Raw genomic sequence first — 24,363 nt, forward strand, 5'->3', positions numbered from 1 at the left:
CTCATTCGTTAAAGACGCTGCTGAGAAACTTAGTTCTCAAATACTGAAAAGATGGTAGTTCCGTATTTTTTCTCGAAGCTATACTTTTCGAAATTCTTATAATCGTTGCGCGGAGTATGTTCCAATACAAATATTCCACCGGGAGCTAACAGATCTTGCCCTACAATAATTTTTGGCAATTCGTCTATTTCTACAAGGGCGTAAGGAGGGCCTGCAAAGATAAAATCATATTGCTCGGTATGATTTTGCAAAAATTTAAACACATCCATCTTCACAAAACGGATATTTTGAATTTTCAACTCGCCGGCAGTTTTCTTGATAAAATTGAACATCTGATTATCCTTTTCCACGATGGTGAGATCTCCTGCACCACGACTCGCCAGTTCGTAACTGATACTTCCTGTACCACCAAATAAATCAAGCGTTTTAATACCGTCAAAATCGATACGATGCTGTAAGGTATTAAACAGTCCTTCTTTTGCCACATCAGTAGTAGGACGAGTATAAGGCATTTTTGCCGGCGGATTAATTTTTCTTCCTCCTAGGCTTCCTGCAATGATCCGCATAATATGAGTTCGTTAAGCGATGTAAAATAATGTGCCGGCAGACCAGAGATCACATCATTCCATGTTGCCTGCTTCAGCGAAATGAGAAGAAAATAATCGTAGATGGTCTTATACAAAGCTGAATCCTCATCTATAAGCCCTGATATTTGTAATTCGGCTTTCTCCTGAGAAAGCCCATAAATTTCACATATTTTCAGCAGATAAAAAACAACATCCTCCGGAACTGTGTATGTATATTTTTTTGCCAACAACAATGAGGCTCCTTTAAATACAACCACATCAAAACTCTTCTCCGATATATACAATCTTAACAATCCCTCTTCCGGAGTATTATTCACAGTGCCAATGGCTACTGATAAAGCATGTAGATAATCAGATGATGGAAAGTTATGCACCATCCAAGTAAGAATGGAAGGAGGTGTGGTGTACACATTGGTAATACCCCTACCCTCGATAAGCTCTGTGATGACATGATCTTGCTGGTCGGCATGCTCCAGATACATTAAAAATGTAAGATCCCCCTTACTCATTGCCTCCGGCAATAGCGCATTAAAGCCAAAATCTAAACTGGTAATAATTTTGTGAAAGGGCTTTTCCAGTATGGCATTTTGCGCTAATATAGTATCAAGAGTATCTGTTGTAAGATTATCAAACCGATACCGCTTTAATTGTAACAATCGGTTTTCTTCCGGTTCATAAATACAAAATGAAAAACTCCCGTTGTTGAGTTGAATAGCCAAACAACAAGATTCCGTGTAAATTTCCTCCGTACCTAAAATATTAAACTGTTCCTGCAAAATAATTCAATTTGTATGCGCAAATATATTATATAATCGTATAGGGGAAGGTATAATATTGCTTCAGCGCAAATATGTAGTAAACTGATTATTGAATAATAAGAATTATAAAAAAATATTAATGCATAAATTGAGGAGGAGTATGGAGCTTATCCCCACATCACACAAATAAATCCAATACCAATACGCCTACCAATCCCATCATACCAATCAATGATTCCACTACCGTCCAGGTTTTGAAGGTATCTTTCAAACTGAGCCCTATATACTCTTTAAACATCCAGAATCCGGTATCATTCACATGGGAGCACATCAAACTTCCTGCTCCAATAGCAAGCACCATTAATTCAGGCTTTACATGCATGGAGGCTACCAAAGGCTGCACAATTCCCGAAGCGGTTAACCCTGCCACAGTGGCCGATCCGATAGCAATTCTAAGGGCCGTAGCTACTAGCCATCCCAATACCAACGGTGGCAACGAGCTATTCTTAAAATATTGAGTAATGTATTCAGCAGTACCGGTATCAACAAGGATCTGCTTCAATGCACCGCCTGCAGCAATGATGAGAATAATGGAAGCGATGGCATTAACTGCGCCACCCGCTTTATCCATCAATACCGCAGTACTTTTCCCCTCCTTCACACCTAACAGCAGTATGCCTAATAGCACCGCAATCAGCAATGACATTCCGGGATCTCCAACAAATATCAATGCATCACTTAACAACCCTTGTTCGATTTTTAGAATATGAATACCTACAGTTGAAATGGTCAGTAACAAAACAGGCAACAACGCTATAAACAAGCTAGCGTAGAATGGCGGCAAATCATCTGTCTGCAAAGCCTCCTCGTTAAAGATCCCTTTGGGTGGTTGCGATTTTACCTTTTTTATCCATTCGGGAAAAAAGTGTGCTGCCACCCACAATACAGGGATGGATATCATCAATCCATACAATAAAGTTTTACCCACATCTGCATGAAAAACGCCTGCAATGACTACCGGTCCGGGATGGGGTGGCAAAAAGCCATGGGTTACGGAAAGCGGAACCGCCATGGCAATGGCCAGATATACTAATGGCAATCCGCTCTGGTAGGCCACCGTAAATACCAGCGGTATCAACACTATAAAACCAGCGTTATAAAACAAGGCTAAACCTACACAGAAACTGGTGATTGCCAGAGCTAACTTTGCGTATTTAATACCAAACACACGCAATAACCTATTGCTAATCTGCTTGGTAGCACCTGTTTCTGTCAAAATACTACCCAGTACCACTCCCAATCCCAAGACCATAATTACTGAACCCAGCATGTCTCCAGCCCCCTTGCTAATTGTGGATAACAACTGGGCAGCGCTCAATCCATTTGTAATGCCAATGAATAAAGTGGCAATAAGTATGGATATAAAAGCGTTCAGTTTGGCTATACTGATAAGGCATAATAACAATACAATACCACTAAGCAAAATCAATACAGGCGACATGCAAGCTACTTTTTATAAGGATGAAAGCCGATCAAGTACCATCGCAGCATTCTCATCCAGTGTTTTCGTAAGTATAACAGTTTCTATATTCTCCTCGTCCGGTAGCGGTTCTTCTAATGTCTCAAATTGGCTTTTCAGCAAAGCCACGGGCATATAATGCTCCTTTCGTAAAAGCATTTGCCTATACGCTTGCTCATATGTAACCTTAAGATACACAAACGTCAATTGTTTTATTCCGGCTCTTAATGTATCTCTATATTGTTTCTTTAAGGCAGAACAAGCAATCACACATTCTTGATGGCCGGCACTCAATGTATTCGCCTCTTTAATAATCCGGTCGAACCACCCTTCGCGGTCTGCATCCTCGAGCGGGATACCCTGCTGCATCTTAGCTACATTTTCTTTCGGGTGTAAATCATCGCCATCGATAAAGACGGCATGGCGATTAGCAGCAATAATTTTCCCCAATGTAGTTTTACCACAACCGGAAACCCCCATTACGATAATTACCCGTGCGGCCATATTTATTGTTTTAATGAGAGCGTAAGTATTCCTCCTCCACCTCTAGAAATTTCTGGTTTAATAAGATACTTACTGAACCCACTTTTCCAGCTCCCACTGGCTTGCCGTCAATCTCTACAATCGGAAGAATACGTTTGGTAGTACTCGTCATAAACACTTCTGCGGCATCTCTTAATTCATCTATATGAATATCGCGCATAACTGTGGGCACTAATTTATGGCCAAACTCCAAAATTCTTTTTCTTGTAATACCCTCTAATACATTTTGTGCAGGCGTTACCAGCTCTCCCTCCTTGGTAACAATAAATACATTCGCTCGGGGAAACTCCGTAACAATGCCGTTATGATAATAGAGCACATCATCCAACTGCTTTGCACGAAGTTGTTGTTGCAACCAGATACCCATCAGATAATTGATAGATTTCACGCCGGGCAAATCGCGCATATATTCATGCGTCATAATTTTCACCCCCGCAAAAAACTTATCTTCCGATATGAGGGTAATAGGCTCTTGATTGATAATCAAATTTCCTGCTACTGGAGTATAACTATCAGGAGAATAGCCACCCGTTGCTACAAGACGGATGCCGCTTTCAGGCATACCATTCCTTTCTATCAGTTGTAAAATCACTTCCTTTACCGCTTCTTTAGATAACGGGATATTAATGAACATTTCCCTTGCGGAATTAAAGAAGCGTGTCAGGTAATCATCCAGGAACAAAGGTTTATGATCTCTTGTTCTCAAATAATCAAATGCTGCATACCCTCTTTGTATTGCTAAATCATTGGTAAGGATGAAAGCTTTTTCTTTTTCAACAAACTGATTGTTTACAAAAACCCATTTCATGGTTGATACCTGTTATATTTTTTTAAAATAGAGATCACCTCATTTTTAGGAAGCGAAGATACCTTATTCCCATCACGCCCCGTCATGGAGCTAGCGGTAAATAAAGAATTAATAATAGCTTCTTCAGTTGCCTCAATTGCCGCCAAAAACAAAGCAGACATATCGTCGTTATGAACCGTAGCTGTTTGATAGAGTTCTTGCTCTTTCTTATGAGGCATGCGTACCGACTTATTGGCCGAAAAGGCAATCACATAATCGCCACTACCATTACTGGCAATACCTCCGGTTTTTACCAACCCCATAAAAGCTCTCTTGGCCATACGTTCTAAATTACGGGCATCCAGCGGTGCATCTGTTGCTATAACAATCATACAGCTCCCATCAGCCTGCTGATTCAATTGATCACTTAAAAAATATTTGCCCAGTTCTTTTCCCACAGGCACTCCGGCAATTTCCAGTACACCACCAAAGTTGGTTTGCACCAGTACTCCCACCGTATACCCTCCTGAAGCAACCGGCAGCACACGCGATGCCGTACCAATTCCGCCTTTAAATCCAAAACACACCGTTCCCGTTCCGGCGCCTACGTTACCCTGCTCTACATATCTCGACTTAGCATTTTGAATGGCACTTAATACATCCTGCTCCGTTACATGTCTGCCACGTATATCATTCAGATAACCGTCATTCGTCTCACCCACCACTACATTTACACTACGTACCTGCTCATTTCCCGGTTGAGCTAAGGTATATGTAATGCCCGCATTTATGGCGGTAGCTACACTTAATGTATTGGTAAGAATGATAGGGCTTTCCAGATTACCGAGTTCCTTCACCTGTGTAATGCCTGCAAGCTTCCCAAAACCATTCCCTACATAAATGGCCGCCGGCACTTTCTCCTGAAACAAATTGCCTTCGTGCGGAATGATCGTCGTAACACCTGTTCTAATGTCATCACCTTTTATCAATGTGGTGTGCCCTACTTTAACTCCTTTCACATCCGTAATGGCATTATATTTTCCTTTAGGCAACACACCTATTTTTACTGGTGGATGAAAAGCCTGCTGGGCATTTAGGGTTGTTACGGAAAATAAAAGCAGGAGAGCCGAAGAAAATTGTACTAAGATTTCGGATAGTTTCATACTACCCTAAAAATAATGAATCCCTAAGAGTTTTAAGGCTTTTTTTAAACTCCATCAATTTAGAACATCAAACCTCTACGTCTTTCTGCAGTTTGTTATAGAATGAACACAAAGTATACAACACCTCTTAACCCTGATTCATGCTTCTGGGATAAATACTGTACTTTGCTTTAAGAAGTGTACTCAAAGCCCCTAATTTTAAACCCATAGTGCCCTATCATTGTTATAAGCTTAATTATTGATCTCTTTATTGAAAGATGAAGAGAGCGTTCTCAATCAAGACAACAATTTAAAATATTATTAAGATGGAACCCAGGGAAACACACTCTTCCTCAATTCAAGCTCCCAGAGAACCACATTTAATGAATGAAATATTTGTGAAAGCATATAACTCTGGAGATGTAAGCAATATTAATCTACTTTTCGAAAAGGATGCTGTTGTTGTTCGTCCTAATGGGTCTGTGATCCAAGGTGTGGATGCTTACACACAGGAACATCAAAACCTAGTCAAAATAGGAGGTGTAATGACCTCCATAAATAAATCGTGCATTATACATAACGATATTGCATTGCTTAATGCCGAATGGGAAATTAAAACTAAGAATGAACAAGGAGAACCCATCACCATAAGCAGTGTTAGCACCGAAATAGTACGAAAGCAAAGCGATGGAAGTTGGCTATACATCGTAGATAACCCGTTTAGTGCGCGGGTAGCTCCGTCTCAAAAATAGATATGACACTATCAGTTGACTCAGGATTCTAATTATAGAAAAGCTACACATCTACAAAAAATCGTTTTTAAAAACTCCTTCCCCTACGCTATTCCGGTGTTTAATAAGCTTTATTTTGTCCCATACACTTCTTCATTTTGGTCTCACAGTATCCTATCTTTACAAAAAAGCTTATTATGACTTCAGAAGTAGTTTATAACGGTGATTTACGCACTACCTGCACCCACTTGAAAAGTAACTCGACATTTGAAACCGATGCCCCTACCGATAATAACGGAAAAGGCGAACGATTCTCTCCTACCGATTTACTGGCTACTAGCCTAGCAGCCTGCATGGTTACGGTAATGGGTATCAAAGCACGCAGCATGAATTTTGATTTAAACGGAATAAAAGTAGAAGTGCTGAAAAAAATGGCTGCCGATCCACGCAGAGTAAATGGCATTGATCTCAAATTTCATATTCCGGATAATCTTGGCGCATTGGAACCTAAAACCATCACCATTTTAAAAAACACGGGCATCACCTGTCCTGTAGCAAAAAGTATTCACCCGGATATTGAAGTAAATATCAACTGGGGAGCTTGGTCATAATATAAATGATTTCTCAAAGGGCTTTATGCCCTTTGATTTTTACTATCTATCTACTATGATACCAACACAGCTGTATTATGAATTATACTGCCGCGCACCAAACAATAAACTACCAATCCGAACCATAGTGCTTCCCTCCTCTACTGCGATTTTATAATCGCCACTCATACCCATTGATAAAATTGAAAACTGAATATTGGGAGCTTGCTGTTGTGTATGCAAATCAAACAGGCGTTTCAATACAGCAAATTCGTTACGCACTTTATTGACGTCCTCTGTAAAGCTGGCCATGCCCATTAGCCCTTTGATGCAGATATTCTGAAAATCTCCCACATTATTCAAAATAGCCTCCAGTTCATCTGAATCTAAACCAAACTTAGTTTCTTCCTGTGCAATGTGCACCTGTAGAAGACAATTGATAATGCGATTATGTTTTGCTGCTTGTTTATTGATTTCCTTCAATAGATTTAGACTATCCACACCGTGTATCAGATGTACAAACGGCGCTATATATTTCACCTTATTACTTTGCAAATGACCTATGAAATGCCAACGAATATCAGTGGGCAACTGAGGCTGTTTAGACAACAGCTCCTGCACGTAATTTTCACCAAAATCCCTATGTCCCAAATCATACAATTTCTGAATATCCGACACGGGCTTGGTTTTAGATACCGCCACCAGAACTACCTGTTTTGTGCTTAACTCCTGAATCAGCTCCTTGTATACCTGCTCATTAACTGCCATGAAACAAAAATAACAATGTTCTTGAACTCAAGCTAAGTACACGGAGGATTTCTGAGCAAAATGCCTTACATCCAACTGATTAAAAATTCACGAAGTTTTCTTGGCGGATTTATCCGATGGCTGTTGCTCCTTTTTCTTTTTAGGATAAGTACCATTGAAGGTACAGTCCAGCGCCCCCATACGCGACCCACATCCCCTTACTTCATTTAGTGTAACACTGTTTTTCTGAAATTTCAGCTCCAGTACGCAGGGATCGCCCGCCTGTCGGTATTCAACCGTGTTATCCGAAGTAATAATTCCTTCTCCCATTAGCTCTCCTTTACAATCAGAATTTTTCTCTTCCAAGTGAATAAACAACTGCACGCGGCCGGGGCGGATATCATCCCTTACCGAAATAATATTCCTAGCACCTACGCCATAATCCCCTGCATATTTAAAGGTGGTACCTAGGGTATCGATAGGATTAATGAGCTCTGCCTCATCCCCTAGCAAATCAGTCATCACCAGTATAAACTTTCGAGCAGCACCACTAAGCACATATACATCGTCACCTGTAATTTCTATACCGTTAGGCAAAACCTTTTTACTCTTTTTGTAAATATTAAATAGCTTATTGATGGTAACAGTTACCGCAACTTCCTTATTAGCCTTGCTTTTCATTACCGGCAATGCCGCCACAAATGCATTTTTATTATCATAAGCTGTGATATACATTACCTTAAGCTTTTCGGTAGCAGCCTTTGACATCAAATAAGTATACCCATCTTTATCCTTGAATTTACCAATAGCATACAGTTTAGGTTGATCGGCACCGTAATTTTCAGCTAGTACAGAATCGGGCGTAAACTCGTTGAAAATTTCAGGACTGATGAGCAGGCTGTCATGTGTAGGAGCATATAACGCACTATCGGAATAAGAGAAAGGTAGGGTGACCTCGGGGAAAAATTCGATATACTCCTGTATGTTTACGTCATCCTCCCCGGCCATAGTTTTCTTTTTCTTTCCGCATGACATCAATAAAACGATCACAAGAGCCAAAGTACAGAATCTGTATAACATACTTATTGAATTATTATTCAATATACAAATAAACAATAGTTGTTCAATAATTTGATATCGTCTTTTTTAAAGAGACAAATACGAGAGATGATTTCCGAAAGATATTTTGAAAAAATAAATAAATAATTTAGGTTTGTCTAAGTTTTTTATTAGGCAAATATAGATTTCATATAACAAATTATCATTGATACATAACTAAGCTGCTAAATGGGCTATTTAGAATAGGATGAAAAGGCATCATTCGGAAATATCGCTAAGCGAAGTTCATCAGTCTGTTGACACTACCCGGATACAGAAATCAAGGTGGAGGAGGATTCTAGCATTTTTTGGACCTGCCTATCTGGTAAGTGTAGGGTATATGGATCCGGGAAACTGGGCTACCGATCTGGCAGGGGGTAGTCAGTTTGGATACTCCCTACTCTGGGTCCTACTCATGAGCAATATTATGGCCCTATTACTACAAAGCCTTTCGGCACGATTGGGCATCGTACGCAATCGCGACCTAGCTCAGGCCAATCGAGAAACTTATCCTAAATACATCAACTTTGCGCTATACATTCTTGCCGAAATAGCCATAGCGGCTACCGACCTAGCCGAAATACTAGGAATGGCAATAGGCTTACAGCTGCTTACAGGTATGCCGCTGATTTACGGAGTACTCATTACTGCCTTGGATACTTTTCTGTTAATGGCCTTACAGCGTTTGGGCATTAGAAAACTGGAAGCCTTCATCATCGGGCTTATCTTCATCATCGCCATGTCGTTCCTCATTCAGATCATTGTGGCAAAGCCCGATGCTGGGGAAATAGTTTCTGGTTTTGTTCCGCATATCGAGAACGACACTGCTCTATACATCGCTATTGGTATTATAGGCGCTACTGTAATGCCTCACAACCTGTATCTACACTCGGCGCTCGTACAAACCCGCAAATTCAAGACTGATGCGGCAGGTATCAAAAAGGCCTTAAAACTCAATTTTATTGATAGTGCCGTAGCACTAAACATGGCTTTCCTGGTGAATGCAGCCATACTCATACTGGCAGCTACGGTATTTTTCAAAACCGGACGTTCCGATGTAGGAGAAATCAAGCAGGCTTATGAACTGCTTCCACAGCATCTGGGCAGTGGTATTGCTGCTAAACTTTTTGCCGTAGCGCTTATTGCAGCCGGACAAAGCAGTACAGTAACCGGAACGCTTGCCGGACAAATTGTTATGGAAGGGTATTTACGACTGCGTATTAACCCTATCGTAAGAAGATTAATCACCCGACTTATTGCTATTGTACCTGCAGCACTGGTAATCCTTATCAACGGCGAAGAAGATGTAGACCGCCTATTAATATTTAGCCAGGTAGTATTGAGTATGCAATTGGGCTTTGCCATCATTCCGCTCATTCATTTTGTGAGCGATAAAAAAACAATGGGGCAGTTTGCTATCAAACCGTGGTTAAAAGTTGCCTCTTGGTTGATTACCGTGGTATTGGTATATCTGAATGCATGGATGGTAGCAGAAGAAATCTCCGGTTACTTCCAATCTCCAGGAAATATATTCTGGAAAATCCTCATCGTAATTGGATTACTATTGATTATAGTACTATTGTATTACACCATCGTCTTGCCTTTTAAAAAGACAACCCCACCCAAAAATATCACCATACACGACGAACCCCAAACCTTGCAGATTGCTCCTATAAGTCGATATCGTAAAATTGCCATTACGCTGGACTTTGGCGATCAGGATGAGAAGGTCATCAATCACGCTTTAGCACAAGGTAGTCCCGACTGCACCTATCTACTCATTCACATTACCGAAAGTGTAGCCGGAACTGCCAACTATACAGAGAGTGTCGATAACGAAACACTTACCGACAGTAAATATTTAAACCAATACGTACAACAACTTACCGCTGCCGGATATAAAGCCGAGGCAAGACTGGGCTTTGGTAAAACTGCACAGAGTATTGCCAATATTGTTCAAAGCTCAGGCTGCGACTTATTGGTTATAGGAGCGCATGGCCATAAAGGGATCAAAGATTTCATTTATGGCGAAACCATTAACAACCTCCGACACCTTGTAAATATTCCGGTACTTGTAGTACAGGGATAATGAATTATACAATAGGCGTAACGGATGTAGATCTCCTATTTTTAATAAGATGCTTGAAGCGACTAAACGTTTCGGGTTTAATATTTAGATAAGAAGCTAGATATTTCTGGGGTACCCGTTGTATGATTTCGGGATGATTCTCTACAAAGTTGAGAAAACGCTCCCTAGGTGACTGCATAATAAGGCTTGTCTGCCATTTATCTTTCAGTACCATGGTGTGTACGGTTACCAGACGACCCAGTCGTTCCAGATTATGACTCTGCTGAAACATATTTTCCATGTCGTCATAAGATATGGACAACAATACGCTGGGCTCGATGGACTCCACATAATATTCCGAAGGTGTACGGGTATAGAATGATTCTTGGCTGGATATCAGATGCCCTTCTCTAGATATCTGTACAATATGCTCCTCTTCATCGCTCTTAAAATACTTTCTAAGAAGCCCCTTATTGATAAAATTAATGTAATCCTCTACCTCTCCTGCTCTTGTAATAATTTCTTTTTTATTGAATTCTCTAAGGGTGATGATCGGAAGTAATTGTTTTCTGACTTCGGTGTCTGTAAGGGGCACGAATTGTTTCAGGAATCGGATAAATTCCGCGGCGGTTTTTTCGTTTACAGTCATACAATGCAAAGGTAGTACATATTATACTATTGTTACATCGCATTTTTAAACAAAATTATATACCCCGTCAAGGCCTACCGCCAACAGGAAGCAATAAGTTATTGTCGTATTGATGTTTTATCTGTAAGTTTGCCACATTACACAAATTAAATAAAATAATATACGTATGGCTGAAAAAATTAAAGTAGCTAACCCGGTTGTAGAACTGGACGGCGATGAAATGACCCGCATTATCTGGAAATTTATTAAAGATAAGTTGATATTGCCCTATGTGGATGTAGACATCAAATACTTTGATTTAGGTATAGAAAATCGCGATGCTACCAATGACCAGGTTACTATTGATGCAGCCAATGCTATCAAAGAGTATGGTGTAGGTATCAAATGCGCAACAATTACTCCAGACGAGGCCCGTGTAAAGGAATTCAATCTGAAACAAATGTGGAAAAGCCCGAACGGCACTATCAGAAATATATTGGATGGTACCGTATTCCGTGAGCCGATTGTAATTAAAAACATTCCGCGCCTAGTGCCTAACTGGACCGCTCCTATCATCATTGGTCGTCACGCATTCGGAGATCAATACCGTGCTACCGATACCGTAATCAAAGGAAAAGGTAAGCTGACAATGACCTTCACTCCCGAAGATGGTGGCGAACCTCAAACCTTCGAAGTATACAACTTCAAAGGCGATGGTGTAGCATTGACCATGTATAATACCGATGAGAGCATCAGAGGATTTGCACGTAGCTGTTTCAACATGGCCTTAAACAAAAAATGGCCTTTATACCTTTCTACCAAAAACACCATCCTTAAAAAATACGATGGTCGCTTTAAAGACATTTTCGAAGAAGTTTACCAAAATGAATTTAAAGCCCAGTTCGATGAAGCAGGTATCACTTACGAACACCGCCTTATCGACGACATGGTTGCAAGTGCACTGAAATGGAACGGCAATTTTGTTTGGGCTTGTAAAAACTACGATGGCGACGTACAAAGCGATACCATTGCTCAGGGATTCGGTTCGCTGGGGTTGATGACCTCTGTACTGATTACTCCCGACGGAAAAACTATGGAGGCCGAAGCTGCACATGGTACCGTTACTCGTCACTACCGCGAGCATCAGAAAGGCAACCCTACCAGCACCAACCCTATCGCAAGTATTTTTGCATGGACTCGTGGTTTAGCCTTCCGCGGAAAACTGGACGGTAACCAGCAACTTATCGACTTTGCTAATGCATTGGAACAGGTATGTATCGAAACCGTAGAATCCGGTAAAATGACCAAAGACCTGGCCGTATGTATCCATGGCAATAAAGTAGAGCATGGCACCCATTATCTGTACACCGAAGAGTTCCTGGAAGAACTTGATCAAAACCTGAAAAAGAAATTAGCTTAATACTTTTTCTACAATCCAAAAAAATGCATCAATTTTTCATTGGTGCATTTTTTTTGCACATAATTTTTCAACTTAGTGTTAATGAATATTCAGATAAGAGAAGCATCCGAAGCAGACCTTAAAGTCATACAACAATTAGCATACGATATCTGGCCCGAGACCTACTCGCCTATTCTGTCGCAGGAACAAATACGGTATATGCTAGAGTTGTTTTATAGCCTAAAGGCATTACACACCGAATACCATAAAGAGGGCTACCATTTCTTTATTATGCGTATCGGCTCAATAGATGCCGGTTATGCGTGTGTGGAACGAAAAGATGCCGCGCATTGGCATTTACACAAAATTTACCTTCACCAGCGGTATCAGGGGCAGGGCATTGGCAAAAAACTGATTCAACATGTAGAGCACGTGGCTTCCCAAAACGGCGCCCGGTATATGACCCTTAACGTGAACCGATACAATATAGCACGTTACTTTTACGAAGCCTGCGGATACAGCATCATTAAGGAAGACGACATACCCATTGGCAACGACTTTTGGATGAACGACTATATAATGCGTAAGGATTTCACGCCCGAATAAATTGCATCCCTAATTACAGTATCCAAAACAGATATTGCATTTTATAAATCTCAAAAATACAATTTTCAGAAAGAGAACAGATAGAAATGAAACGAAAGTAAACATTTGACTATCAATATATTAAAACACATCTCTCTGTACCCCTTCAGACACATAATACCATAAGGATGGGCATTTTTTAATGCAATTTTTTACAGTTTCCAATAGTGCAATCCTCATGCCACGTCGGGGCAAAAAGGGCTTGTGAGCCACCATTTTACCTCAAATAATTGTTACCTTTACATCCTTTCGAAAACTTCGATTGCATCGAATATTATCACTATAAATTGATCAAGAAAAATGAGTACAACTCCAACCACTTTGTTTGATAAAGTTTGGGACGCCCATGTGGTAAGAAAAATTGAGGATGGACCCGATGTGTTGTTCATCGATCGTCATTTTATTCACGAAGTAACCAGCCCGGTAGCCTTTTTAGGCCTGGAAAACAGAGGTATTGGCGTGCTATATCCAGAGCGTACTTTTGCTACTGCCGACCACAATACGCCTACCATCAACCAGCACTTGCCTGTAAAGGATCCACTATCGGCCAAACAGCTGGAAGCCCTTTCAAGAAATGCAGCTAAATACGGCATTTCTATTTGGGCACTGGGAAGTCCTAAAAACGGTATTGTACACGTGGTAGGTCCGGAAAACGGTATTACCCAACCAGGAATGACCATTGTGTGTGGAGACTCTCATACTTCTACTCACGGAGCATTTGGTTGTATCGCATTTGGTATCGGTACCTCAGAAGTAGAAATGGTACTTTCCTCTCAATGTATCATGCAGCCGAAGCCTAAAAAAATGCGTATCACCATCAACGGTAAGCTGGCTAAAGGCGTATTACCTAAAGATGTGGCACTGTACATGATTTCACAAATCACTGCCAGCGGTGCTACCGGTTATTTTGTGGAGTATGCCGGTGAGGTATTTGAAAACATGAGCATGGAAGGCCGTATGACCGTGTGCAACATGTCTATTGAAATGGGTGCCCGCGGTGGTATGATTGCTCCCGATGAAACTACTTTCAACTACATCAAAGGAAGAGATAAAGCCCCTAAAGGAGAAGATTGGGATAAAGCTGTAGCGTATTGGAAAACATTGAAAACAGATGAGGGTGCTGTATTTGATAAAGAGCTGATATTTGATGCTGCCGATATTGAGCCTCAAATTACTTACGGAACCAATCCCGGCTTGGGAACTGGCATCACCAGAACGATCCCCAAAGCCTCTGAAGTAAAAGACGGTGCTATCACCTTCAAAAAGGCTTTGGACTACATGGACTTTAAAGAAGGCGAACCTTTACTGGGTAAAAAAATCGACTACGTATTCCTAGGAAGCTGCACCAACGGCCGTATTGAAGACTTCCGCGCTTTTGCTTCTATAGTAAAAGGCAGAAAGAAAGCCGACCATGTAACTGCATGGCTCGTACCGGGCTCACATCTAGTAGCGCAACAAATCAAAGAAGAAGGAATTTTAGATATACTTACCGAAGCTGGATTTGAATTAAGACAACCGGGATGCTCCGCTTGCCTGGCTATGAACGATGATAAAATTCCGGCAGGTAAATATGCCGTAAGTACCAGCAACCGTAACTTCGAGGGTCGTCAGGGACCGGGAGCCCGCACCTTACTGGCTAGCCCTTATGTAGCGGCAGCCGCAGCCGTAACCGGTGTGGTTACCGATCCAAGAGAGCTTCTGCAGGAAGAAGCCGCGGTAAGTGCTTAATGCAGCTTCGATGAGAACACATTTCCTGAATAGTGATATTGTCAGGAATGGATTATTAAACCCAATTCAAATCAGCAATTAAACAATGGCATACGATAAATTCACAGTATTAACCTCCACTGCAGTTCCGCTGCCAATTGAAAATGTGGATACCGATCAGATTATTCCAGCACGTTTTTTAAAAGCTACAGAGCGCAAGGGTTTTGGTGATAATCTTTTTCGCGATTGGCGTTTTAACAGCGACAATACGCCTAAAAAAGATTTCGTACTAAACAATCCTATCTATTCAGGTAAAATACTCGTAGCTGGTAAAAACTTTGGTAGCGGTAGTAGCCGGGAGCACGCTGCGTGGGCGATTTATGACTATGGCTTCAGATGTGTGATTTCAAGCTTCTTCGCAGATATCTTCAAAGGCAATGCTTTAAACATCGGCATACTACCCGTAACTGTAAGCGAAGCATTTCTGGATAAAATCTTCAAAGCCATTGAAGCCGATCCTAAAGCTACATTCGAGGTGGACCTGCCTAACCAGAAAGTAACTATACTTTCTACCGGTGAAAGCGAATCCTTTGATATAAACGGATACAAGAAGCATAATCTGATGAACGGCTTTGACGACATCGATTATTTGCAATCCATGAAGAGCGAAATCATGGCTTTTGCCGAGAAAAGCATGTACTAAGACAAATGGATTACACGGCCACATTATTCTAAAATCCGTTTAAACCAAAAATGACCTCACAACATACCAATAGTGTAAATACATCTACAGTGCAGGAAGGAAATAAAAGTGGCGTACGACATATCGAAATCATGGATACCACACTCCGCGATGGGGAACAAACCAGCGGAGTGTCTTTCTCTGCACAGGAGAAACTAACAATTGCTCAGCTATTACTAACCGAAGTAAAAGTAGACCGCATTGAAATTGCATCGGCCCGAGTTTCGGAAGGCGAATTCAAAGCTGTAAAAAAAATTACAGACTGGGCTGCCGATAATGGATTTATCGACAGAGTTGAGGTATTAACATTTGTAGACGGAGACGTCTCCATCAAATGGATGCAGAAAGCGGGGGCTAAAGTAATGAACTTGCTCACCAAAGGTTCTTTGAATCACCTCACCCATCAGCTGAAAAAAACGCCCGAGCAGCATTTCAGCGAAATTGCTTCCGTTCTTAAATTGGCCACTAAAAAGGGTATTCAGTGCAATGTGTATCTGGAAGACTGGAGTAACGGTATGCGCCATTCGAGAGATTACGTGTACCGCTTTATCGACTTCCTGTCTACTCAGCCTGTAAAGAGAGTACTGCTCCCCGATACATTGGGTATATTAATCCCATCCGAGGCTTACGCATATCTGTCTGAAATCGTAAATCGCTATCCTCATATCCATTTCGATTTTCACGGCCATAACGATTACGACCTTAGTGTAGCCAATGCACTCGAAGCCGTGAAAGCAGGGGTGCGTGGCTTGCATCTTACCATTAACGGTATGGGTGAACGTGCCGGCAACACACCTTTGGAAAGTACCGTAGCGGTATTGAACGATTTTCAGAAGGATGTAAAAACCTCAGTGAACGAAAAAGCACTATACAAAGTAAGCAAGCTGGTAGAAGCCTTTTCCGGCTTCAGAATTTCGGCGAACAAGCCTATTGTGGGAGAAAACGTATTTACACAAACAGCCGGCATCCATGCCGATGGTGATAAAAAGAAAAATCTTTACCACAACGATTTGATGCCGGAGCGATTTGGTCGTAAACGTAAATATGCGCTAGGCAAGACTTCCGGAAAGGCCAATATCGAAAATAACTTGGCACAACTGGGCATTCAGCTTTCAGAAGAAGACCTAAAAACCGTTACACAGCGCATAATTGAATTAGGCGATAAGAAAGAAACCGTTACACAAGACGATTTACCTTTTATCATATCGGATGTACTAGACAGCCATTCCTTTGCAGAAAAAGTGGTGGTGGAAGATTATGTACTTACACATTCAAAAAATATGCGTCCCTCCACTACCGTGCGCTTAAAATTTGAAGACGAGGTGGTAGAAGAGCATGCTTCAGGAGATGGTCAGTACGATGCTTTCATGAATGCGCTGAAGAAAATCTACAATAAAAAGAAATTACCTCTTGCGAAATTGCGTGATTATGTAGTACGCATCCCACCGGGAGGTAAAACCGATGCGCTTTGCGAAACCCATATTACCTGGGAGCTTAACGGAAGAGAATTTACTACTACAGGACTGGATAGTGACCAAACCGTAGCAGCTATCAAAGCCACACAAAAAATGCTTAATCTTATTTAAGACAGAAGGCACTCCGCTTCCAAAGCAAAGGTTTCAGCAATATTAGTGAGGATAAAATATTTTCTGGATTGGACATACTAAGGAACCGCACATATCTTATTTCGATTCTTTTATTACTCAGTATAGATATAGTACTGATAGTGCTGAATGTGCGTCATCCTCACGAAACACATTCAGAAAACACTCCTTATGATATCACTAAAGAATATAGCTATGGTGGATACTTTCAGTATTGTAAACAGTTGATCACCGTTGCAGCTATACTAACCCTGTCCTGGAGTAGAAAGGAGAAAAAATACCTCACATGGTTACTGATACCTGCATTCTTGCTACTGGAAGATATATTTCATATACATCATTATCTCGGTCATTTTTTTTACAATGTTTTTGGCATGACGAGTGGGCAACAGGGACTCACACTAATGAAAGCTTTTGCGGCAGTATTTTTGAGTTTTATCGTCTTTGTTCCTTGCCATGAAGCCTATAAACGCGGTGATATCGTATTCAAAAACCATTGCTTAAAAGCGCTGGTTCTATTACTATTATTTTTATTTTGCGATATTGTACTAAATCAGGCATATCAGTGGGCAGCAGTCAATAATAAACTCAACTATGATAATGTAGTAGATATATTAATACATGGCGGATCGATGATTACAGCAAGCCTGCTTACCGGTTATATGATATCCATAGCATTAAAGAAAATAGTATAACACTCAATAAAATACCTGAAATGAAAAAAAACATTCTTATAGTTCCCGGTGATGGCATCGGGCAAGAAGTAACAGCGGTTGGTAAGAAAGTGCTGGATAAAATCGCCGAAAAATTCGGTCATGAGTTTGTATATGATGAGGCATTAATAGGACATGTAGCTATTGAAGCTACTGGGGAGGCCTTACCAGACGAAAGCCTGCAAAAAATGAAAAATAGTGATGCCGTACTGTTTGGAGCTGTAGGACATCCTAAATACGACAACGATCCTTCGGCCAAAGTACGACCAGAACAAGGTTTGCTGAAAATGCGCAAGGAACTAGGCCTATACGCCAATCTACGCCCCATTAAATTGTTCGACGAATTATTGGGTGCTTCCAGCATTAAACCTGAAATTCTGAAAGGTGCCGACATTTTATTCTTCCGCGAACTAACCGGGGATATTTATTTCGGGGAAAAAGGTAGAAAAGATAATGGAGACAGCGCTTACGATATAGCTACTTACAGTAAGTTTGAGGTAGAGCGCATCGCCCGCAAAGCATTTGAAGCAGCACGCACACGCAGAAAAAAACTATGCTCTGTAGATAAAGCCAATGTACTGGAAACAAGCCGTCTTTGGAGAGAAGTAGTACAGCAGGTAGCTAAGGATTATCCAGATGTAGAAGTAGAATATCAGTTTGTAGACGCTACCGCTATGTTGCTGATTAAGGATCCTAAGCGCTTTGACGTAGTGTTAACTGCCAATCTGTTTGGAGATATCCTGACTGACGAAGCTTCTCAGATTGCAGGCTCTATGGGCATGCTAGCATCCGCCTCTATTGGCGACGGCACTGGCGTATACGAGCCCATTCACGGGTCAGCTCACGATATTACCGGTAAAGGTATTGCCAATCCGATGGCTTCCGTACTTTCTGCTGCATTACTGCTAGATATTTCTTTTGGATTGAAAGAAGAAAGCAATGCTATTATTAACGCCGTAGATGCTGTACTGAAAGCCGGTTTCAGAACTGCCGATATTGCCGATGCATCTACTCCTAAAGAAAAAATTCTGGGTACCGATGCTATAGGAGAAGAAATCATTAAACGATTATAAAAACATTATTTTTTATGGGCTGGACTAACTTAGAGAGTGAGGAAATGCTAAATACTATTCATCAAAAATCGTTTGAAAAACCTCAGCTGATTTTTAAACACAGTACGCGTTGTTCTATCAGCACAGTGGTAAAAAACAGGTTGTTTAAAAACGAGACACCGGACACTGTGGATTTTTATTATTTAGACCTCATAGCGTATCGGCATATCTCCAATCAAATAGCAGAGCGCTATCAGGTAACGCACGAATCGCCACAGGTTTTATTGATTAAAGATGGAGTATGCATTTTCCATGAAAGCCATAGTGCTATTTATATGGAAGATATTCTAGAAAAGGCTTCATAAACTTAAAAAATGATTTCTTTTTTCAATTAAATATCTCTATTTTTGCGGCCCGTCGGCGGGGTAGCTCAGGTGGTTAGAGCGCAGGATTCATAACCCTGAGGTCATGGGTTCAACTCCCATCCCCGCTACAAAAATTAAAGGATTTTCATTGTTGAATGAAAATCCTTTTTTTATACACTCACTTATTGAAATCGATCTTTACTCAGGTACTTTATCGGTTTTTACGCCTCCTCCCCCCATTCTTTACTTGACATTTTATGGAAAAGCAATTTTTATTACAATAACCTGTCACAGCAAATAAAAAATAGGGATGCTTAGATAATGCTAAACACCCCTATTTTATTTAGTATGTCAGGCCTGGTTAGTTATTACCTGCAAATTGTTTTCTGATAATATTCAATGCCCCACCAGCTTTGAACCATTCGATTTGTTGAGCATTGTAGCTATGGTTGGCCAGAATTTCCTCTGAAGTACCATCAGCGTGATGTAACACCAAGGTAAGTGGTTTGCCTGGAGCAAACTCAGTCAGGCCGATAATATCGATAGTATCGTCTTCCTGAATTTTTTCGTAATCATCTTTATTAGCAAAAGTCAGCGCCAGCATACCTTGTTTTTTGAGGTTTGTTTCGTGAATACGTGCGAATGACTTTACCAACACAGCACGTACACCTAGGTGTCTGGGCTCCATTGCGGCATGCTCACGGCTACTACCTTCACCATAGTTCTCATCTCCCACCACAATACTTCCGATACCTGCGGCTTTATATGCACGCTGTGTAGCAGGAACCGGGCCGTATTCGCCGGTCAGCTGATTTTTAACGTTATCAGTTTTATCGTTGAAATAGTTTACCGCACCAATCAGTAAGTTATTGGAAATATTATCCAAGTGACCTCTGTATTTCAGCCAGGGACCTGCCATAGAGATATGGTCGGTAGTACATTTACCTTTTACTTTAATCAGTAGTTTCAGCCCTTTCAGGTCGGTACCTTCCCATGCGGGGAATGGCTCCAACAATTGCAAACGCTGGCTGTTAGGATCTACTATCACTTGAACACTACTTCCATCTGCAGCTGGGGCTTGATAACCCGGATCATCCACTGCAAAACCTTTAACAGGCAGCTCATCTCCTGTAGGAGGATCCAATTTTACTTCCACTCCATCTTCATTCACCAGCGTATCCGTCATCGGGTTAAAGGTTAGATCTCCGGCAATAGCCAGTGCCGTTACAATTTCAGGAGAAGCTACAAAGGCGTAAGTATTGGGATTACCATCGGCACGTTTAGCAAAGTTTCTATTGAAAGAGTGAACGATGGTATTTTTTTCTTTTTTCTCAGCTCCTACCCTGTTCCACATACCGATACAAGGTCCACAAGCGTTGGCAAATACAGTAGCACCGATTTTATCAAAGGTTTCCAAGAACCCGTCGCGTTCTATGGTATAGCGCACTTGTTCAGAACCCGGGGTAATGGTGAACTCGGCTTTAGTTTTCAGATTTTTTTCGCTTACCTGCTTAGCCAGCGATACCGCACGGCTAATGTCTTCGTAAGAAGAGTTGGTACAGCTACCAATCAAGCCTACTTCTACTTTAGTGGGCCAGCCGTTGGCAGCAGCCGCTTCTTTCATTTTGGAAATTGGAGTAGCCAAATCAGGAGTGAACGGACCATTCAAGTGCGGCTCTAGTTCATCCAGATTAATTTCTATTAATTGATCAAAGTATTTTTCAGGATTTGCATAAACTTCGGGATCCGCTGTAAGATGCTCAGCCAGTGCATCGGCCAGATCTGCTACATCGGCACGGTTAGTAGCTCTCAAGTAGCGGCTCATGCTTTCATCATAAGCAAAAGTAGAAGTAGTAGCTCCTACTTCGGCCCCCATGTTACAGATGGTACCTTTACCGGTACAGCTCAATGATTGAGCTCCTTCTCCAAAGTATTCAATAATACAGCCTGTACCACCTTTTACGGTAAGAATACCTGCCACTTTGAGAATGATATCTTTGGGTGCAGCCCAACCGTTCAGTTTACCGGTCAGTTTTACACCAATCAATTTAGGCATTTTCAATTCCCAGGGGAGACCTGCCATTACATCACAGGCATCAGCACCACCCACACCAATTGCAATCATCCCCAAACCACCAGCATTTACGGTATGGCTATCGGTACCGATCATCATACCGCCGGGAAATGCATAGTTTTCGAGTACTACCTGGTGAATAATACCGGCTCCCGGTTTCCAGAAACCGATGCCGTATTTATTGGATACGGAAGCAAGAAAATCATATACTTCTTTACTCTCTGCATTAGCTCTTTTCAGGTCCTCTTCGGCTCCGGTCTGTGCCATAATAAGGTGATCACAGTGAACCGTAGAAGGCACAGCCACTTTATCACGCCCCGCCTGCATAAACTGCAACAAAGCCATTTGGGCAGTGGCGTCTTGCATCGCTACACGGTCAGGAGCAAAATCCACATAATCTACGCCGCGTTCAAACGGACGTGTAGCAGGGGTAGTAAGGTGAGCATATAATACTTTTTCAGCGTAAGTCAGAGGACGGCCAAGTAGTTGGCGTGCAGCATTTACTTTTTGTTCAAATTCTGCGTACGTTTTTTTAATTAGATCGATATCAAATGCCATTTGAAGTTGTTTTTATCTGAATAATAGGCCCTTAAGAAAGGTTACAAAATTACAAAAAATAGGCGTAAAGAGGTTATCCGATATGCATTTTACAAGATGTTTTAATAAATTTGGGTGTGTTAACCTAAAATCAATTAGTTATGAACCGCCTGAAAAGTTTTGTTGAATGGAGCGCTTTCGGTGTATGTGCATCTATTGGTGAAAGGTTAAACATTTCTCCCTGCCGTATTCGACAGTACTTTATTTACACCTCCATGCTTACCATGGGATCGCCCATTGTTGTTTACATGATTCTCGCTTTTCTAAAAAACATCAAAAAGTACATCTATTCTTACAAAAGAAACCCTTGGTATTATTTATAACATCCTTTTATATCTTTTTGTTTCTTACATTTATTTTTCTATCAGCCCCAATTAAAAACAAAGAAGGATGTTCCGAATACGCAGAACATCCTTCTTTGAGAATTTCACGGTGTTTTAAGATTTAACGGCCTTAATAACTTTTGAATAGGTAGTTGTTCCGTCAATATCTACCTGTGCAATACGCACATAAATCGTTTTATCTGTTCCGGTATTAACAACATCTGATTTGCTACATGCATACAGCCCCATACCGGTTAATGCAATCATCATTGCTACGCCCCATTTCGACACTCTTCTTCCTAAACCAGCCAGGCTCATCAATCCTAACACAGACACTGACAATACACCTAGCGGTAATGCACTGCGATCAATAGTGTGTGTGTAATCCAGCGGTGTGTTGCTTACCAGTTGAGCTTTACTCAGTACTGTTGCTACTTTGGTAAAGTGTTTACCATCAACAGATACTTCTATATCGAAGTGATGATTATTTACCTCTGATAATGTTTGCCAATTTACAATCAACCCTTCTTTGGCCAAAAGAGCTTGAATAGTGCCAAACTGAACCGGATTAACAATATCTCCAAAAGGACGAGCCATGTCGCCTAGCAGCGTATATTGTGCTCCGGACCTCATATTCATCAACCCCATTCCATCATTATGAATATTACTTACATCCAGAATATTTACACCGCCTGTTGTCAGATCTATTTCGCCATACTCCCCCGAAGCAAACAATGCATACAGATGATTCCCGGCAATATTAAAAGCCAAACCAACCAGTGGTGAAGAGGGTACTTCATTAGTTATGGTGCCTACCGGATTAGCGATATAGGCTTTCCTCGATGCGTTCAGGTTGGCTGCTATTGGGAAACCTACCATATCTTCCCCTCCGAGTGTCGGATGTGGATAGTTGATATAAGAATACAATAATCCGGTTTCAGGATGCACATCTATATCGTGAAAGCCTGATTCAGTTCTCGAGGCACTGTAAAGCTTGTCGCCCCAGTTGCCAGGCGTATTATTGTAATTATCATTAAAGCTTTGCACGAATGCATTAACGGCTGCCTTTACACGCGCGTTACTAATGTCCAGTTTATAATAACGAGAAGGAGCGGCGGGGGTACTGGTCAAAGAAGAAATATTATCTATTTCAGCTACATAAATCGTAATATCATCAGCATCTAAGTCTAAAAGCTTTTTCCTAGATGCTATCACCGATTCCATCTTCCCCAAATGACTTAAAGCTATAGTCAAATAAATGTATTTGTCATTATAAACGGTTCCAGCTAAGAAGTTCACGTACTCAACTTTTACTTTGTATCCCCTATCAGAAACATTCTTGCCTTCACCTGTAACGGGCAATACGCCTAAATCCTGATAAGTACCATCGGCACCAATTCTGTAAAGGTGTACGTCATCGGTGAGATCTTCAGGTGTGCCGTTATCACTGTACACAGCAGAATACAATAATTTGTCCACATTATTCAAACCAACCCCGTTTACTTCATGAGGCGAAAAATCCACTGTGGCACATGAAGTGAACCCCAAGGCATTCTCCATACCCGCATTCGGTATAGTGTAAAGTGTATAATGGGAATTGGATCCTGCCTTTGACACCACTACGGCTGTTTCTGCCGGAAACGGAATTTGAGCCACACAGAAGGCTGAAATCAATATTGAAAATAAAGAAATTATAAATTCAATTTTCTTCATAAGTATTTGATTTACAGGGTCAACTTTTAATTCACAAGGGCGTAATAAAACGGGGCAAAAAAAATCTGTAAATCATCTCATGAAGAAAATATTCGCCGAATGCCACTACTTGTTCGCTGAATACACCTATTTTATCGATGAAATATTTTTACTCTTTATGTGAAAAATATAAGGAAAGCTTTGAGTGTAACATTTCGATGTTTTTAGCTATTATTAGATATAAAAACAACG

Annotated in this window: 23 protein-coding genes and 1 tRNA gene; 13 read left to right on the plus strand and 11 right to left on the minus strand. The window is 41.1% G+C overall.

Features of this window, described 5'->3' with window-relative positions:
- Positions 1-29: 29 nt before the first annotated feature.
- From PIECOFPK_RS12180 to PIECOFPK_RS12205, 6 genes are all read right to left on the minus strand, one after another.
- Positions 30-566, minus strand: coding sequence for an RsmD family RNA methyltransferase (locus PIECOFPK_RS12180; RefSeq protein ID WP_330974007.1), 537 nt, complete (start codon positions 564-566; stop codon positions 30-32).
- Complete coding sequence (locus PIECOFPK_RS12185; protein ID WP_330974006.1) at positions 542-1,363, minus strand: DUF3822 family protein; 822 nt, start codon at positions 1,361-1,363, stop codon at positions 542-544. Before PIECOFPK_RS12185 ends, PIECOFPK_RS12180 begins: the two co-directional genes overlap by 25 nt.
- A gap of 160 nt (positions 1,364-1,523) precedes the next feature.
- Positions 1,524-2,846, minus strand: coding sequence for a gluconate:H+ symporter (locus PIECOFPK_RS12190; RefSeq protein WP_409966014.1), 1,323 nt, complete (start codon positions 2,844-2,846; stop codon positions 1,524-1,526).
- A gap of 12 nt (positions 2,847-2,858) precedes the next feature.
- Positions 2,859-3,368 (minus strand): gluconokinase, encoded by a 510-nt coding sequence (locus PIECOFPK_RS12195; protein ID WP_409966015.1) that lies wholly within the window; start codon positions 3,366-3,368, stop codon positions 2,859-2,861.
- 10 nt (positions 3,369-3,378) lie between these two features.
- A complete protein-coding gene (locus PIECOFPK_RS12200) occupies positions 3,379-4,215 on the minus strand; it encodes an aminotransferase class IV (protein ID WP_330974003.1) in 837 nt (278 codons plus the stop codon).
- Positions 4,212-5,357, minus strand: a complete 1,146-nt coding sequence (locus PIECOFPK_RS12205) for a P1 family peptidase (RefSeq protein ID WP_409966016.1) — start codon at positions 5,355-5,357, stop codon at positions 4,212-4,214. The genes PIECOFPK_RS12200 and PIECOFPK_RS12205 overlap by 4 nt, the downstream gene beginning before the upstream one ends.
- 305 nt (positions 5,358-5,662) lie before the next feature.
- Here PIECOFPK_RS12205 and PIECOFPK_RS12210 point away from each other — a divergent pair, with 305 nt between their 5' ends.
- Entirely contained in the window at positions 5,663-6,088 is a 426-nt protein-coding gene (locus tag PIECOFPK_RS12210; protein ID WP_330974001.1) for a YybH family protein, read from the plus strand.
- Positions 6,089-6,264: 176 nt separating this feature from the next.
- Positions 6,265-6,678, plus strand: coding sequence for an OsmC family protein (locus PIECOFPK_RS12215; RefSeq protein WP_409966017.1), 414 nt, complete (start codon positions 6,265-6,267; stop codon positions 6,676-6,678).
- A 75-nt stretch (positions 6,679-6,753) separates the two neighbouring features.
- Here the strand turns inward: PIECOFPK_RS12215 and PIECOFPK_RS12220 are convergent, their stop codons facing one another.
- Together PIECOFPK_RS12220 and PIECOFPK_RS12225 are read right to left on the minus strand one after the other, a co-directional pair.
- Positions 6,754-7,425, minus strand: a complete 672-nt coding sequence (locus PIECOFPK_RS12220; protein WP_330973999.1) for a YggS family pyridoxal phosphate-dependent enzyme — start codon at positions 7,423-7,425, stop codon at positions 6,754-6,756.
- Between the two features lie 87 nt (positions 7,426-7,512).
- Positions 7,513-8,484, minus strand: coding sequence for a hypothetical protein (locus PIECOFPK_RS12225; RefSeq protein ID WP_409966018.1), 972 nt, complete (start codon positions 8,482-8,484; stop codon positions 7,513-7,515).
- 226 nt (positions 8,485-8,710) lie between these two features.
- Between PIECOFPK_RS12225 and PIECOFPK_RS12230 the strand changes: the two genes are divergently transcribed.
- Positions 8,711-10,591, plus strand: a complete 1,881-nt coding sequence (locus PIECOFPK_RS12230) for an Nramp family divalent metal transporter (protein ID WP_330973997.1) — start codon at positions 8,711-8,713, stop codon at positions 10,589-10,591.
- Between the two features lie 4 nt (positions 10,592-10,595).
- Here the strand turns inward: PIECOFPK_RS12230 and PIECOFPK_RS12235 are convergent, their stop codons facing one another.
- The gene (locus PIECOFPK_RS12235; RefSeq protein WP_330973996.1) at positions 10,596-11,219 is read right to left on the minus strand and encodes a Crp/Fnr family transcriptional regulator; all 624 of its coding nucleotides are present in this window, start codon (positions 11,217-11,219) and stop codon (positions 10,596-10,598) included.
- 166 nt (positions 11,220-11,385) lie between these two features.
- Here PIECOFPK_RS12235 and PIECOFPK_RS12240 point away from each other — a divergent pair, with 166 nt between their 5' ends.
- The 9 genes from PIECOFPK_RS12240 to PIECOFPK_RS12280 all read left to right on the plus strand — a co-directional run bounded on the left by PIECOFPK_RS12240 (position 11,386) and on the right by PIECOFPK_RS12280 (position 19,553).
- Complete coding sequence (locus PIECOFPK_RS12240; protein ID WP_330973995.1) at positions 11,386-12,618, plus strand: isocitrate dehydrogenase (NADP(+)); 1,233 nt, start codon at positions 11,386-11,388, stop codon at positions 12,616-12,618.
- Between the two features lie 81 nt (positions 12,619-12,699).
- Entirely contained in the window at positions 12,700-13,203 is a 504-nt protein-coding gene (locus PIECOFPK_RS12245; RefSeq protein ID WP_409966019.1) for a GNAT family N-acetyltransferase, read from the plus strand.
- A gap of 339 nt (positions 13,204-13,542) precedes the next feature.
- Positions 13,543-14,970: a 3-isopropylmalate dehydratase large subunit gene (gene leuC, locus PIECOFPK_RS12250; RefSeq protein WP_330973993.1), complete on the plus strand. Its 1,428-nt coding sequence runs from the start codon at positions 13,543-13,545 to the stop codon at positions 14,968-14,970.
- An 85-nt stretch (positions 14,971-15,055) separates the two neighbouring features.
- Positions 15,056-15,652: a 3-isopropylmalate dehydratase small subunit gene (leuD, locus tag PIECOFPK_RS12255; protein ID WP_330973992.1), complete on the plus strand. Its 597-nt coding sequence runs from the start codon at positions 15,056-15,058 to the stop codon at positions 15,650-15,652.
- Between the two features lie 50 nt (positions 15,653-15,702).
- Complete coding sequence (locus tag PIECOFPK_RS12260) at positions 15,703-17,277, plus strand: alpha-isopropylmalate synthase regulatory domain-containing protein (protein ID WP_330973991.1); 1,575 nt, start codon at positions 15,703-15,705, stop codon at positions 17,275-17,277.
- A 68-nt stretch (positions 17,278-17,345) separates the two neighbouring features.
- Positions 17,346-17,990, plus strand: a complete 645-nt coding sequence (locus PIECOFPK_RS12265) for a hypothetical protein (protein WP_409966020.1) — start codon at positions 17,346-17,348, stop codon at positions 17,988-17,990.
- Positions 17,991-18,010: 20 nt separating this feature from the next.
- Positions 18,011-19,081, plus strand: a complete 1,071-nt coding sequence (leuB, locus tag PIECOFPK_RS12270; RefSeq protein ID WP_330973989.1) for a 3-isopropylmalate dehydrogenase — start codon at positions 18,011-18,013, stop codon at positions 19,079-19,081.
- A gap of 14 nt (positions 19,082-19,095) precedes the next feature.
- Complete coding sequence (ytxJ, locus tag PIECOFPK_RS12275; protein WP_330973988.1) at positions 19,096-19,425, plus strand: bacillithiol system redox-active protein YtxJ; 330 nt, start codon at positions 19,096-19,098, stop codon at positions 19,423-19,425.
- Positions 19,426-19,479: 54 nt separating this feature from the next.
- Positions 19,480-19,553: transfer RNA gene (locus PIECOFPK_RS12280), tRNA-Met, on the plus strand.
- Positions 19,554-19,786: 233 nt separating this feature from the next.
- On the opposite strand, the gene PIECOFPK_RS12285 is transcribed toward PIECOFPK_RS12280, so the two are convergent.
- Positions 19,787-22,057, minus strand: a complete 2,271-nt coding sequence (locus PIECOFPK_RS12285) for an aconitate hydratase (protein WP_330973987.1) — start codon at positions 22,055-22,057, stop codon at positions 19,787-19,789.
- Between the two features lie 140 nt (positions 22,058-22,197).
- Here PIECOFPK_RS12285 and PIECOFPK_RS12290 point away from each other — a divergent pair, with 140 nt between their 5' ends.
- Positions 22,198-22,419 carry a PspC domain-containing protein gene (locus tag PIECOFPK_RS12290; RefSeq protein ID WP_330973986.1) on the plus strand — a complete coding sequence of 74 codons (222 nt, stop codon included), beginning with the start codon at positions 22,198-22,200 and terminating at the stop codon, positions 22,417-22,419.
- 114 nt (positions 22,420-22,533) lie between these two features.
- Here the strand turns inward: PIECOFPK_RS12290 and PIECOFPK_RS12295 are convergent, their stop codons facing one another.
- Positions 22,534-24,132: a hypothetical protein gene (locus PIECOFPK_RS12295; protein WP_409966021.1), complete on the minus strand. Its 1,599-nt coding sequence runs from the start codon at positions 24,130-24,132 to the stop codon at positions 22,534-22,536.
- Positions 24,133-24,363 lie beyond the last annotated feature (231 nt).

This window comes from Chitinophagaceae bacterium C216 (genome assembly GCA_028485475.2).
Classification (GTDB): domain Bacteria; phylum Bacteroidota; class Bacteroidia; order Chitinophagales; family Chitinophagaceae; genus Niabella; species Niabella composti.

What these genes read in the sequence shown, in the direction of transcription:
- PIECOFPK_RS12230 (WP_330973997.1), top strand. Translation starts at nt 8,711, where the DNA reads ATGAAAAGGCATCATTCGGAAATATCGCTAAGCGAAGTTCATCAGTCT.
- PIECOFPK_RS12220 (WP_330973999.1), bottom strand. Translation starts at nt 7,425, where the DNA reads ATGGCAGTTAATGAGCAGGTATACAAGGAGCTGATTCAGGAGTTAAGC.
- leuD (WP_330973992.1), top strand. Translation starts at nt 15,056, where the DNA reads ATGGCATACGATAAATTCACAGTATTAACCTCCACTGCAGTTCCGCTG.
- PIECOFPK_RS12210 (WP_330974001.1), top strand. Translation starts at nt 5,663, where the DNA reads ATGGAACCCAGGGAAACACACTCTTCCTCAATTCAAGCTCCCAGAGAA.
- leuB (WP_330973989.1), top strand. Translation starts at nt 18,011, where the DNA reads ATGAAAAAAAACATTCTTATAGTTCCCGGTGATGGCATCGGGCAAGAA.
- PIECOFPK_RS12200 (WP_330974003.1), bottom strand. Translation starts at nt 4,215, where the DNA reads ATGAAATGGGTTTTTGTAAACAATCAGTTTGTTGAAAAAGAAAAAGCT.
- ytxJ (WP_330973988.1), top strand. Translation starts at nt 19,096, where the DNA reads ATGGGCTGGACTAACTTAGAGAGTGAGGAAATGCTAAATACTATTCAT.
- PIECOFPK_RS12225 (WP_409966018.1), bottom strand. Translation starts at nt 8,484, where the DNA reads ATGTTATACAGATTCTGTACTTTGGCTCTTGTGATCGTTTTATTGATG.
- leuC (WP_330973993.1), top strand. Translation starts at nt 13,543, where the DNA reads ATGAGTACAACTCCAACCACTTTGTTTGATAAAGTTTGGGACGCCCAT.
- PIECOFPK_RS12295 (WP_409966021.1), bottom strand. Translation starts at nt 24,132, where the DNA reads ATGAAGAAAATTGAATTTATAATTTCTTTATTTTCAATATTGATTTCA.
- PIECOFPK_RS12240 (WP_330973995.1), top strand. Translation starts at nt 11,386, where the DNA reads ATGGCTGAAAAAATTAAAGTAGCTAACCCGGTTGTAGAACTGGACGGC.
- PIECOFPK_RS12215 (WP_409966017.1), top strand. Translation starts at nt 6,265, where the DNA reads ATGACTTCAGAAGTAGTTTATAACGGTGATTTACGCACTACCTGCACC.
- PIECOFPK_RS12285 (WP_330973987.1), bottom strand. Translation starts at nt 22,057, where the DNA reads ATGGCATTTGATATCGATCTAATTAAAAAAACGTACGCAGAATTTGAA.
- PIECOFPK_RS12195 (WP_409966015.1), bottom strand. Translation starts at nt 3,368, where the DNA reads ATGGCCGCACGGGTAATTATCGTAATGGGGGTTTCCGGTTGTGGTAAA.
- PIECOFPK_RS12190 (WP_409966014.1), bottom strand. Translation starts at nt 2,846, where the DNA reads ATGTCGCCTGTATTGATTTTGCTTAGTGGTATTGTATTGTTATTATGC.
- PIECOFPK_RS12205 (WP_409966016.1), bottom strand. Translation starts at nt 5,357, where the DNA reads ATGAAACTATCCGAAATCTTAGTACAATTTTCTTCGGCTCTCCTGCTT.
- PIECOFPK_RS12180 (WP_330974007.1), bottom strand. Translation starts at nt 566, where the DNA reads ATGCGGATCATTGCAGGAAGCCTAGGAGGAAGAAAAATTAATCCGCCG.
- PIECOFPK_RS12245 (WP_409966019.1), top strand. Translation starts at nt 12,700, where the DNA reads ATGAATATTCAGATAAGAGAAGCATCCGAAGCAGACCTTAAAGTCATA.
- PIECOFPK_RS12290 (WP_330973986.1), top strand. Translation starts at nt 22,198, where the DNA reads ATGAACCGCCTGAAAAGTTTTGTTGAATGGAGCGCTTTCGGTGTATGT.
- PIECOFPK_RS12235 (WP_330973996.1), bottom strand. Translation starts at nt 11,219, where the DNA reads ATGACTGTAAACGAAAAAACCGCCGCGGAATTTATCCGATTCCTGAAA.
- PIECOFPK_RS12260 (WP_330973991.1), top strand. Translation starts at nt 15,703, where the DNA reads ATGACCTCACAACATACCAATAGTGTAAATACATCTACAGTGCAGGAA.